Consider the following 11,316-nt stretch of genomic DNA (forward strand, 5'->3'; position numbering starts at 1 on the left):
TTGCAGCCTGCATGCCAGCTTTAATAAAGAATAAATACGATAGAAATCAAAAGGTTATTGTGTTTGTAGAAAACGTTTTAGACGCATCCTGCACGATGATCCGTTTGCAGTCGTGCGTAATGCACGATGAGTTCGCAGGCACTTTCAATATTTTTGGAATTGCGGGGAGGGCGTAGATGTCAGAAAGGGACGCAGGCAATCGCTGAAAGAATGGTCTGTAAATAAAAGTTCAAATAAATCAGCGTATTAGCTGAACTTTGAGTAGATAGATAGCCTGTTGTGGCTGGAATCGACCAGAATCAATCATGCAACTTGCCCGATTTTTCCGGGACTAACCAAGAACACCTATTAAAGGAGCGTAGGAACATGGAATCAGCCACTGAGCATCAAGGCCGCATTCTGCTGGTGGACGACGAATCCGCCATCCTTCGAACCTTTCGCTATTGCCTCGAAGACGAAGGCTACAGCGTGGCCACCGCGACCAGCGCTGCTCAGGCCGAAGCCTTGTTGCAGCGTCAGGTTTTCGATCTGTGCTTCCTCGATTTGCGCCTGGGTGAAGACAATGGCCTCGATGTGCTGGCCCAGATGCGAATTCAGGCGCCCTGGATGCGTGTGGTGATCGTCACCGCTCACTCCGCCGTAGACACTGCCGTGGATGCAATTCAGGCCGGTGCCGCCGACTATCTGGTCAAACCTTGCAGCCCTGATCAGTTACGTCTGGCCACCGCCAAACAGCTGGAAGTGCGGCAACTCTCGGCACGCCTGGAAGCCCTCGAAGGTGAAGTGCGTAAACCCAAGGAGGGGCTGGACTCCCACAGCCCGGCGATGAAAGTGGTGCTTGAAACCGCACGCCAGGTCGCCAGTACCGACGCCAACATTCTGATTCTCGGAGAGTCCGGCACCGGTAAAGGTGAGCTGTCACAGGCCATTCATGGCTGGAGCAAACGCCAGAAGAAATCCTGCATCACCATCAACTGCCCCTCCCTGACAGCGGAATTGATGGACAGTGAACTCTTCGGCCACAGCCGTGGCGCGTTCACCGGTGCCAGCGAAAGCACCTTGGGGCGTGTCAATCAGGCTGATGGCGGAACGTTGTTTCTCGACGAGATCGGCGATTTTCCCCTGACCTTGCAGCCAAAGTTGCTGCGTTTCATCCAGGACAAGGAATACGAGCGTGTGGGTGACCCGGTGACCCGTCGCGCCGACGTGCGAATCCTCGCGGCTACCAACCTCAACCTTGAAGACATGGTCCGCGACGGGCGCTTTCGTGAGGATTTGCTCTATAGGCTGAACGTCATCACTTTGCACCTGCCGCCGCTTCGCGAACGCAGGGAAGACATCCTGAACCTGGCTGACCGTTTCCTGGCGCGCTTCGTCAAGGAATACTCGCGTCCGGCCCGGTGTTTCAGCGACGAGGCCCGCGAGGCGCTGCTCAGCTACCGCTGGCCCGGCAATATCCGCGAGCTGCGCAACGTGGTGGAACGGGCGAGCATTATTTGTCCGCAGGAGCGGGTCGAGATCAGCCACTTGGGCATGGCCGAAGCTCCGACCAACAATACGCCACGCATTGGCGCCGCGTTGAGCTTGGATGAGTTGGAGAAAGCCCACATCGGCGCGGTCCTTGCCACCGCCGATACCCTGGATCAGGCGGCCAAGACCCTGGGTATCGACGCCTCGACCCTGTACCGCAAACGCAAGCAGTACAACCTGTGAGCTGCACCCGATGAAACTGGCGATGACATTGCGCACCCGGTTGTTCCTGAGTATTTCAGCCTTGATCACCGTGGCGCTGCTCGGGCTGTTGCTAGGCCTGGTCAGCGTGATGCAGATGGCTGGTACACAGGAGGCCCTGATCCGTGACAACTTCGTCAGGCTGGACCTGGGATTGAAGCTGCGCCAGACCCTGGGTGATCAACTGATCATCATGCTCGGCGAGAAGCCTGATCCCGCGGCGCTCGAGGCATCCCGACAGCATTACCTCGAATTGCTCGATGAAGGCATTGCTCGCGAGCCGTCCAGCGAGGGCGCCCAGTACGGGTTCAAAAAGGCCAAGGCTGATTACCAGAGCTTTCTGCAGGCCTACGATCTTTCCCGCGATACGGCACAGGTGCTCACTGGGGGCGGGGATCTCACGGAAAAATTCAACACGTTGCGCAACGGTTTGATCGCCGAACAGAAGCGCGCGCTGGATAACATCAGTGAAACCGAACGCCAGGCCCGGGACCGCGCGTTGCTGATTGCCGGCCTGCTCGGGTTGATCGGGGTGGGGGTGCTGTTCATCGGGTTCATTACCGCCCATGCGATCGCCCAGCGTTTCGGAGCTCCGATCGAGGCCCTGGCGGCGGCGGCTGACAACATCGGCCAAGGCAATTTCGAAGTGACTCTGCCGATTTCCTCCGCAGTGGAAATGAACCAGCTGACCCGACGCTTCGGAATCATGGCCGAGGCCCTGCGACAGCACCAAGCCACTAATATCGACGAGCTACTCGCCGGACAGCAGCGTTTGCAAGCAGTGCTCGATAGCATCGACGACGGTTTGCTGATCATTGATCGTCAAGGTCAGCTCGAGCACCTCAATCCGGTGGCTCAGCGCCAGTTAGGCTGGGACACCGAGCGTCTCGGCCAAGGGCTGGGCACGGCACTTGAGCGTCCCGAACTGGATGAACAACTGCACCTGGTGCTGCGCGGCGGCACCCTGGAGCGAGTGCCGGACGACCTGAGCATCGAGGTTGACGGGGAGTCGCGATTGCTGACGTATAGCCTGACGCCGGTCAGCCATACCCAGGGGCATATTCTCGGCGCCGTGATGGTGTTGCATGACGTCACCGAGCAGCGTGCCTTCGAACGGGTGCGCAGCGAGTTCGTCTTGCGTGCTTCCCATGAGTTACGCACGCCAGTCACCGGGATGCACATGGCATTCGGCCTGYTCCGCGAGCGGGCGCATTTTGCCGAGGATTCCCGTGAGGCCGACTTGCTGAACACCGTGAATGAAGAAATGCAGCGCTTGATGCAGTTGATCAACGACCTGCTGAATTTCTCTCGCTATCAGAATGGCCTGCAAAAACTCACCCTGGCGCCGTGCTCCATCAAAGATTTACTGGAGCAGGCCCAGGCACGCTTTGCCGGCCCGGCGCAGGAGAAGGGCATTGAGCTGTTGGTGGAAGTGCAGGGAACGTTGCCACGGCTGCAAGCTGATCAGGCGCAACTGGAGCGGGTGCTCGATAACCTGATCGACAACGCCTTGCGTCATACCTCCCGCGACGGGCTGATACGTTTGCAGGCTCGACGTCATGGGGAGCGGGTGATTATCAGTGTCGAAGACAACGGCGAAGGCATTGCCTACAGCCAGCAAGGAAGGATATTCGAGCCTTTTGTTCAGGTCGGCCGCAAGAAGGGCGGCGCCGGGCTCGGTCTGGCGCTGTGCAAGGAGATCGTGCAGTTGCACGGTGGGCGGATGGGCGTGTATTCACGGCCGGGGCAGGGTTCGCAGTTCTACATGGCGCTGGCGGTATAAGCCTGAACCCTCTCAGTCTTCGTCATCCAGACGCCGCGTTGCCTGTCGGCGGCCACGGGTAATCAATTCGATGAATTGCACAGCGCTCAATGGGTGCGCGAACAGCCAGCCCTGACCGAACTTCACCCCCTCGCTGCTCAGAAACTCTGCCTGGGCTTCATGTTCGATGCCCTCGGCAATCACCTTGAGTTGCAGGGCCTGGGCCATGCGAATGATGTGCGGTGCCACGCCGCTGCTGGCGGCGTCATGACCCAGCGCGTCGATAAATGCCTTGTCGATTTTCAGGCAGTCCACGGGCAGTGTTTGCAGGTAGGCGAGGCTGCAATAGCCAGTGCCGAAGTCATCGATCAGCACCTGATGCCCGACATCGCGCAAGGCCTGCAGGTTTTCTCTGGCCACCACGACATCAACCAATCCGCGCTCGGTCACCTCAAAGGCAATCTGTCTGGCGGCTACACGGTGCAAGGCCAGCAGGCGCGCCATCACCTGACCGATACGCGGCACCATGACGTCGCAGGCCGCCAGGTTGACCGAGATATACAACTGCGGATTGGCGCGCAACAGTTGTCCGAGCTGTTCCAGCAGGCGCTGTAATACGAAATCAGTCATCTGGCGGATCTGGCCGGTGTTTTCCGCCATGGGAATGAACAGCTCGGGGCTGGTCAAGGTGCCGTCCGGCCTTCGCCAGCGCAGCAAGGCTTCGGCTCCGACACAGTTGCGACTGTCGAGGTCGAAGATCGGTTGATACAACACCTGCAATTCGCCTCGTTGTATCGCGCCGTGCAGTTCGGCATCCAGTGATTGACGCTGGCGCACCAGCAGAAACACCAGAATGCCTACGCAGGCACTTAGCGCGAGGCTGGCCGGAAGCAGCCACCACCAAACGGCCGGCACATGCATCCCGGTACGCGGGGTGATCAGCACCAGTTGGTATTCGGGAGTGTTGGTCGGCATTCGGTAAATCAGGCGGGTAGGGGTGACTTGCAGTGCATCGTGATTTTTCGGGGGCCAGGGTTGCGTCGGGGGCCACTCCTGCTCGGCACCGAGCACGGGAATCGCGCGGGTGTCGTGGTCGAGCACCACCAGCAGGCTGCTCCCCGGAGACAGATCAACCATGTCGGTCAAATGCCCGCGAGACGTAGCCACCCGGAAATTGCCACGCCCCAGCATCAGTGCGGCGCGGTTCTCATCGGGTTCGGTGGTGGTGTTCAACCAATAGCTGTAGGTGGGGCCCTCGATGTCCGGTGGCCGGATCACCGAAAGCCCTTCCTGGCGTGGGCGGTTGGAGCAGATTCCTGAAGCATCCATGTAAGCGGCTTCGTAAACGAAGCGGTAATTGAAGYTGACTTGCTGCAATGTGGCGATCATTTCATCATCGCAGCCCCGCAGCGGTTGAGCTTCAAGGTCGTCGAGGCTTTCGCGCAGTTGCCCGAACAGCTGCTCCAGACGGACCAGAAAGCGCTCCCCCTGGGCGTTCATCTCCTGGCTTTCGTTGTCCTCGACCTGATGCATCGCAATGAACAGACTGCCGGTCATCAGCAGCGTGGCACTCAAGGCAGCCGCCAGCGTCGCCAGAAACCAAGGGCGATAGAACCAGCTACGCAGCTTCTCTCGAGCAGCCGTCATCATGGAATATCCGAAGGATTACCAATGAGTTATAGCTGCTGATTGGGAAAAGACCCTGACCGTCGGGCGGGCGTCATTATTTTGTCTGGTTCAACACCTGGAGAAGCGCCGCGGTTTGCGCGTCCGGCGTGCCGTCGAAACGGGACGGGCGAAAATGCAGCTGAAAAGCCGCCAGCACATTGCGTGTCGCTGCATCCAGTTCGCCGGTTTGTGGCGTGGCGTAGCCCAGGCGGGCAAGTTGTGCCTGAAACCAACTGATGCTTGGCAGCTGCACGGCGAACTGCGCTTGCTGACGCGCCACGGCCTGCTCGTTCGGCCAGATTCCCAGGCCTTCGGCCGCCAGGCGTTTCCAGGGGAACAGCGGGCCAGGGTCGAGCTTGCGCATGGGGGCGATGTCGCTATGGCCGATGATATGGCGAGGGCTGATGCCCTGGCGCTTGCTGATGTCCTTGAGCAGAAAGATCATCGATTGGACCTGGGCTTCGCTGTAGGGATACCAGAGACGCCCGGTCGGGGTGTCCTGGAAGCCCGGATTGACGATTTCGATGCCAATGGAACTGGAATTCAGCCAGGTCCGGCCTTGCCATTGGCTTTCGCCGGCGTGCCAGGCTCGAAGATTTTCATCCATCAGCTTATAGATGGTGGCGTGCTCGTCGTCGCCGATCAGGTAGTGGCTGCTGACTTCGCCATGGGTCAGCAATTGCAGCGAGTCCTCCAGGGATGCGGAGGTGTAATGCATCACCACGAACTGAATACGGCTGTCGTGATTGACTGAAGGGTGGCTGGTGTCAATCCGGGGACCGCTGGCGCAACCGGCTAATACGAGCAGCGAAGCAATAAGAGCAAGAAGTTTCATGGTGGAGGCAATATACACGAGACAATAATGCAACAGTGTAACGTATTGCCTTGCGCGCCGACCGCAAAAGCGCGCCTTTAAACAAAATGGAACAATTAACTGTCAGCCCAGTTCTATCCGATTACGCCCGGTGTTTTTCGCGCGATATAGCGCCTGATCAGCTCTTTTAAGCACCAGGTCGCTATGTTCGCCCGCTCTGAAGGCGGTCAGTCCCATGGAAATGGTGATAGTGACTCGCTCGCCCTTGAAGTGGAATGGGCAAGCTTCGATCGATGCGCGCAAGGTTTCCAACAGTTTCGCGCCGGCCATCGGCGCCGTGGCAGGCATCAACAGCACAAACTCCTCACCGCCAAACCTGGCTATGAAGTCCGTCCCGCGCAGACGCTTGCGCAGCACACTGGCGATGATTTTCAGCACCTTGTCGCCCGCGAGATGGCCGTAGTTGTCATTGATGCGTTTGAAATGGTCGAGGTCGAGCATCGCCAGCAACAGGGTATTGCCGTGTTGTTGCCATTGACTGATTTCGTGGTCCAGCCGTTCGCTCCAGGCCGCTCGATTCGGCAGGCCGGTCAACGGATCGATCAAAGCCTTCTGGCGCTGTTCTTCGAGGTGCTCGCGGTAGCCCAGCGCTTCCTGCTCCATGTGGGCCACCCTTTCAGCCAGGCTTTGCAGGCGGGCAGCGACTTCCTGCTCGCGCTCGTCGCGTTGCTTCTGGTGCTGGTCCATGGTGCCGAGCAGGCCTTCGAGATGGTCTTCCAGCATGTGCTTGAGGTCATCGAGGTCCGCCGCGTCCTGCATGCTGCTTTGCAGGCCGTCGACTTGCTCGCGAATCTGCGTGTCCATCACTCGCGCGGCAGAGCGGTTGTCGGCGTGGCCTTCGCTGGCGGCTTGCAGGTTGCTCTGAAATGATTCGAGGCGTTCGTTGAGTCGTTGCAGATAGGCTTCGAATTCGTGTTGGCCGCTGTCGGTAATGGCCAGCATTAATGTTGCCAGATCATCGAGGATGGGTAGCAGTTCGTACCAATTCAAGCCGTTTTGAAGACGATTGCGCATCGCTTCGGCTTGCGGTCGATGGCGTTCGGGCAGCGTCAGGTCGTCGAGAAGGCCCAGCAGAGTGTCTTCGATGTGCTTGGCCACAGAGCTGTAGGACGGTTCCGGCGAGTCCGGCAGGGCATACAGAATGTCGTGTTCTGACGTTTGCGGATCGCTGGCCTCCGGGATCAGTTCATCCGGGTTGATTGCCGGCGGAGCCTGGGTGGCCGGTACGGCGATCGATGGAGCCGGCTCTTGCGGGTGTTCGAGGTTCGGCTGGATTTGTGGCTCCGGGGCCTGGCTGCTCGTGGCCTCTGGCTCCAGGATGGGCGGGGCGAACGCCACGACTTCGGCTATGGGTGCCGTTGTTGCTGTGGGAGCCGGAGTGTCCACGGGTTCAGCGGGCGCAGCGGCGGGCAGGGCAGCTTCAACGGCTTGCGGTTTGTTGGCGGCTGGCGCGAGATTGACCGTCGCGAGTGGGAGTTCGGCCAGTGGAGCTGCAACCGGCTCGACAGGTTGCGGTGCAGGCATTGGCAATTCGGGGGCGGCGATCTGTGGCGCAGCCTCGTCTGCATCCCGGCTACCGAACAGGCGCTGCAGAAAACCCGGACGACCCGGTTCCACAGGGTTCTCCAACAGGCTCAAGGCTTTGCCTTGCAAGCCGCTCAGTTCGCTGAGCAGCAACGGGATTTCGCGAGCCTGGCCGACACGTCCGTTCAGCTGCTTGGCGAAACTCTTCAGTGGCCGGCTCACTTCCCGTGGCAGCGGCAATGCTTGCAACTGAGAGACCAGCGCCGTCAGTGCGGCGCTGACTTGATCAACCCGGGTTTCCCGGCGTTGCTCGGAGTCGAGCACGGCTTTTTCCAGGCGCGGCAGCAAGGCTGCCAGGCCGGCGTCCATGTCGTCTGTGCGTATGACTTCGCGCATTTCCTTCATGCATAGGTCAACGGCGCGATCGGTGCCTTCGGCAGCCAGGGTGCTGCGCACCAGTCCGCGACGCAGCAGGTCGAGCCGGGCGTCCCATCGACGTTCGAGCTTTTCCTGTTGTTCGATGCTTTTGAGGTATTTCTCTTTCCAGCGCTGTGCTTCGTCGCTCATTCAGGCAGGACTCAACGCGGGGAATGCATCGGCCGTGAGCGAGCCCGGCAGACGAATCTCTACCGCGACCGGCAGGTGATCGGAAATGGGCTGTGCCAGCACCTCGACCTTTTCAAGCGTCAGGGTGGGGCTGAGCAGAATGTGGTCCAGACAGCGCTGTGGGCGCCAGCTGGGAAAGGTCGCTTCCATCTGCGGCGCGAGCAGGCCTAAATCGCGCAGCGGGGAATGTTGCAGCAAGTCACCGGCGTGGGTATTCATATCGCCCATCAGCACCTGGTGCTTATAACCGCCGATCAACTCGCGGATGTAAGCCAGTTGCATGCTACGGGCGCGAGCGCCCAGCGCCAGGTGCATCATCACCACCACGAGCGCCTCCGGACCTTCGCCGAAGCGCACCAGAATGGCCCCGCGACCCTTGGGCCCCGGCAGCGGATGATCCTCGATCGCCCACGGGCGCAGGCGGCTGAGCACGCCATTGCTGTGCTGGCCGAGATGACCGAGATTGCGATTGAGTTGTTGATACCAATAAGGGAAGGCGCCGAGCTGCGCCAGGTGTTCGACCTGATTGACGTAGCCCGATCGCAGGCTGCCGCCATCGGCTTCCTGCAAGGCGACCAGATCGAAGTCGCCCAGCAGATTGCCGATTTTTTGCAGGTTGTCGGCACGCCCGGTGTGCGGCAGCAGATGCTGCCAGCCGCGGGTCAGATAGTGCCGATAACGCTCGGTACTGATGCCGACCTGGATATTGAAACTGAGCAAACGCAGACGGCTGTCCACGGGCAACCCCGTTGATTCCAGGTGATGCTCGTTGACCCGCGGGTCGTGCAGGCCAACGATGCGTTCAGTTCCCCAGCGGCGCATGGCGGTCGCCGCGCTTAGTTGGCAACGGCCTTGGTTGCCGCTCGCTCTTTGGCGACCAGTTGGTCAGCCAGTTTCAACGCTTGTTCGGCGCCGCCGGCAGAGCCGATGTCAAAGCGATACTTGCCATTGACGATCATGGTAGGCACGCCGGAGATTTCATATTTCTTGGCAAGCTCTTTGGCTTTGTTGATCTGGCCCTTGATGGCGAAGGAGTCGAAGGTGGCCAGGAATTTTTCCTTGTCTACACCTTGGGTCGCCAGGAAGTCCGCCATGTCTTCTTTGTCGGTCAGTTTCTTGTGTTCTTTCTGGATTGCGTTGAACACCGCAGCGTGAACCTTGCTCTCGACACCCATGGCCTCAAGCGTCAGGAACATCTGGCCGTGGGCATCCCAAGGGCCGCCAAACATGGCCGGGATACGTACGAAATTCACGTCGGAAGGCAGCTTTTCAACCCATGGGTTGATGACGGGTTCGAAGGCATAGCAATGCGGGCAGCCGTACCAGAACAGCTCCACGACTTCGATCTTGCCAGGCTCGGCCACCGGGACCGGGTTGCTCAGTTCGACATAGGGCGCTTCAGGTTTTTCGGCGGCTTGGGCAGTCATGCCGAACAGGCTGGCAGCGACGAGTGCGGCGCTGATGATCAGATTACGCATGCTTTACTCCTGGACAATTTGGGCGCCTCGCGCGACCTGTTTTCAGACAGATTCCGGCGGGCTTGAGTTCTGTAGTGTAACGGCAGCGGCCACAAAAAAGGGCAGCCAAAGCTACCCTTTTTATGTTTGCATCGACGGATTAATCGAGAGTTAACGTTGCAAGAGATGTACATCACTCACAACGCTCGATCACAGGCCTTAGTGCAAGCCTTGAATATAGCTGGAGACGGCGGCGATATCTTCGTCGCTCAGCTTTTTAGCGATGCTTTGCATTGGTTTGGTGTCGCCGTCGTTGGTCCGGCCACCTTCTTCTTTTCTGAATTCGGTCAATTGCTTGCCGACGTACTGAGCATGCTGGCCGCCCAGGTGCGGGAAGCCGGCAGCTGCGTTGCCTGCGCCATTGGGCGAGTGGCAGCCGGTGCAGGCTGGCAGCCCTTTGGCCAGGTCGCCGCCACGGAACAGTGCTTCACCGCGAGCCACGATTTTCGGGTCGGCGGCACCGACGCTGCCTTTCTGGCTGGCGAAGTAGGCGGAGATATCGGCCAGGTCCTGATCGCTGAGGTTGGTCAGCAGGCCGGTCATTTCCAGTACCGTGCGTTTGCCGGACTTGATGTCGTGCAGCTGCTTGTTCAGATAACGCTCGCCCTGGCCTGCCAGTTTCGGAAAGTTAGGCGCCATGCTATTGCCATCCGGGCCATGACAGGCGCCACATACTGCGGCTTTCGCCTGACCAGCAGTCGCATCACCTGCAGCATGGGCAATACCGGAGATCCCCACGGTCAACAGCAGACTCACGATCAATTTGTTCATCAGCTAATCCAACTACGGCTAAGGGTTAAAGAGTTATGGACCGGGTTTACTCGCTCATCCACTGGATGATGTCTCGGTAATCCTCGGCACTGCAGTCCATGCACAAACCACGCGGCGGCATCGCCTTGAAACCCTGGGTCACGTGTTGCACCAGCGTCTCCATACCTTTCGCCAACCTCGGCGTCCAAGCTTCCTGATCGCCCTTGCGGGGCGCCATGGGTAGTTGGCCGGAATGACAGGCACCACAAACACGGTTGTACACAGCTTCCGGATCCTGTGTAGCCTGAGCGCTGTAAAGCGGCATCAAGACACCGGCAGCTAGCAGCCATTTCGTCATAAAACGACCTTTTCAGGGTTGAGAGCGTGCTGCGTTCTAATGCGCAATCAAGGTCAATCGCTCTCGTGAACTTCATCCTACGCTGGGACAAAGCGCACACAAAATCTGCGGCATTATATACTGGCGTCACTGAAACGGAAACGACACTGCTTGCCGCGTCCATTCCCGGCGCCGCCCACATCGGAAATCCCATGCAACTCAAGAATCCCATCCTCGGCCTGTGCCAACAGTCCACCTTTATGCTCAGCGCCGCCAAAGTCGACCAATGTCCCGACGACGAAGGCTTTGAAGTGGCCTTCGCCGGGCGTTCCAACGCCGGCAAGTCCAGCGCATTGAATACTCTGACCCACGCCAGCCTGGCACGGACCTCGAAAACACCGGGTCGCACACAGCTGTTGAACTTCTTCAAGCTAGACGATGAACGCCGTCTGGTCGACCTGCCAGGCTACGGTTATGCAAAAGTACCGATCCCGTTGAAGAGGCACTGGCAGCGTCACCTGGAAGCCTATCTGGGTGGCCGTGAGAG

At 59.2% G+C, this 11,316-nt stretch carries 10 protein-coding genes; 3 read left to right on the forward strand and 7 right to left on the reverse strand.

Going from position 1 to position 11,316, the window contains the following annotated elements; genetic code table 11:
• Positions 1–366 precede the first annotated feature (366 nt).
• Positions 367–1,713, forward strand: coding sequence for a sigma-54-dependent response regulator transcription factor AlgB (gene algB, locus AC1DLB_RS08725; protein WP_018927282.1), 1,347 nt, complete (start codon positions 367–369; stop codon positions 1,711–1,713).
• Between the two features lie 10 nt (positions 1,714–1,723).
• Positions 1,724–3,514 carry a KinB sensor domain-containing domain gene (locus AC1DLB_RS08730; RefSeq protein WP_477784877.1) on the forward strand — a complete coding sequence of 597 codons (1,791 nt, stop codon included), beginning with the start codon at positions 1,724–1,726 and terminating at the stop codon, positions 3,512–3,514.
• 12 nt (positions 3,515–3,526) lie between these two features.
• Here the strand turns inward: AC1DLB_RS08730 and AC1DLB_RS08735 are convergent, their stop codons facing one another.
• The 7 genes from AC1DLB_RS08735 to AC1DLB_RS08765 all read right to left on the reverse strand — a co-directional run bounded on the left by AC1DLB_RS08735 (position 3,527) and on the right by AC1DLB_RS08765 (position 10,790).
• Positions 3,527–5,143, reverse strand: a complete 1,617-nt coding sequence (locus AC1DLB_RS08735; protein WP_477784878.1) for an EAL domain-containing protein — start codon at positions 5,141–5,143, stop codon at positions 3,527–3,529.
• 73 nt (positions 5,144–5,216) lie between these two features.
• A complete protein-coding gene (locus AC1DLB_RS08740) occupies positions 5,217–5,996 on the reverse strand; it encodes an N-acetylmuramoyl-L-alanine amidase (protein WP_064615664.1) in 780 nt (259 codons plus the stop codon).
• Between the two features lie 102 nt (positions 5,997–6,098).
• A complete protein-coding gene (locus AC1DLB_RS08745) occupies positions 6,099–8,126 on the reverse strand; it encodes a GGDEF domain-containing protein (RefSeq protein ID WP_477743518.1) in 2,028 nt (675 codons plus the stop codon).
• Positions 8,127–8,987, reverse strand: a complete 861-nt coding sequence (locus AC1DLB_RS08750; RefSeq protein ID WP_007940704.1) for an endonuclease/exonuclease/phosphatase family protein — start codon at positions 8,985–8,987, stop codon at positions 8,127–8,129.
• Positions 8,988–9,001: 14 nt separating this feature from the next.
• Positions 9,002–9,643: a thiol:disulfide interchange protein DsbA/DsbL gene (locus tag AC1DLB_RS08755; RefSeq protein ID WP_018927277.1), complete on the reverse strand. Its 642-nt coding sequence runs from the start codon at positions 9,641–9,643 to the stop codon at positions 9,002–9,004.
• A gap of 198 nt (positions 9,644–9,841) precedes the next feature.
• A complete protein-coding gene (locus AC1DLB_RS08760) occupies positions 9,842–10,453 on the reverse strand; it encodes a c-type cytochrome (protein WP_007940706.1) in 612 nt (203 codons plus the stop codon).
• A gap of 46 nt (positions 10,454–10,499) precedes the next feature.
• Positions 10,500–10,790, reverse strand: coding sequence for a c-type cytochrome (locus AC1DLB_RS08765; protein WP_138866577.1), 291 nt, complete (start codon positions 10,788–10,790; stop codon positions 10,500–10,502).
• Between the two features lie 191 nt (positions 10,791–10,981).
• On the opposite strand from AC1DLB_RS08765, the gene yihA reads away from it, so the two are divergent.
• The coding region (gene yihA, locus AC1DLB_RS08770) for a ribosome biogenesis GTP-binding protein YihA/YsxC (RefSeq protein ID WP_477784879.1) at positions 10,982–11,316 on the forward strand (335 nt) is incomplete at its 3' end.

The organism is Pseudomonas sp. 05N434 (assembly GCF_056396965.1).

Bases quoted from the DNA above. Each gene is read 5' to 3' on its own strand.
- algB (WP_018927282.1), top strand. From the start codon at position 367: ATGGAATCAGCCACTGAGCATCAAGGCCGCATTCTGCTGGTGGACGAC.
- AC1DLB_RS08740 (WP_064615664.1), bottom strand. From the start codon at position 5,996: ATGAAACTTCTTGCTCTTATTGCTTCGCTGCTCGTATTAGCCGGTTGC.
- AC1DLB_RS08745 (WP_477743518.1), bottom strand. From the start codon at position 8,126: ATGAGCGACGAAGCACAGCGCTGGAAAGAGAAATACCTCAAAAGCATC.
- AC1DLB_RS08750 (WP_007940704.1), bottom strand. From the start codon at position 8,987: ATGCGCCGCTGGGGAACTGAACGCATCGTTGGCCTGCACGACCCGCGG.
- AC1DLB_RS08755 (WP_018927277.1), bottom strand. From the start codon at position 9,643: ATGCGTAATCTGATCATCAGCGCCGCACTCGTCGCTGCCAGCCTGTTC.
- AC1DLB_RS08760 (WP_007940706.1), bottom strand. From the start codon at position 10,453: ATGAACAAATTGATCGTGAGTCTGCTGTTGACCGTGGGGATCTCCGGT.
- AC1DLB_RS08765 (WP_138866577.1), bottom strand. From the start codon at position 10,790: ATGACGAAATGGCTGCTAGCTGCCGGTGTCTTGATGCCGCTTTACAGC.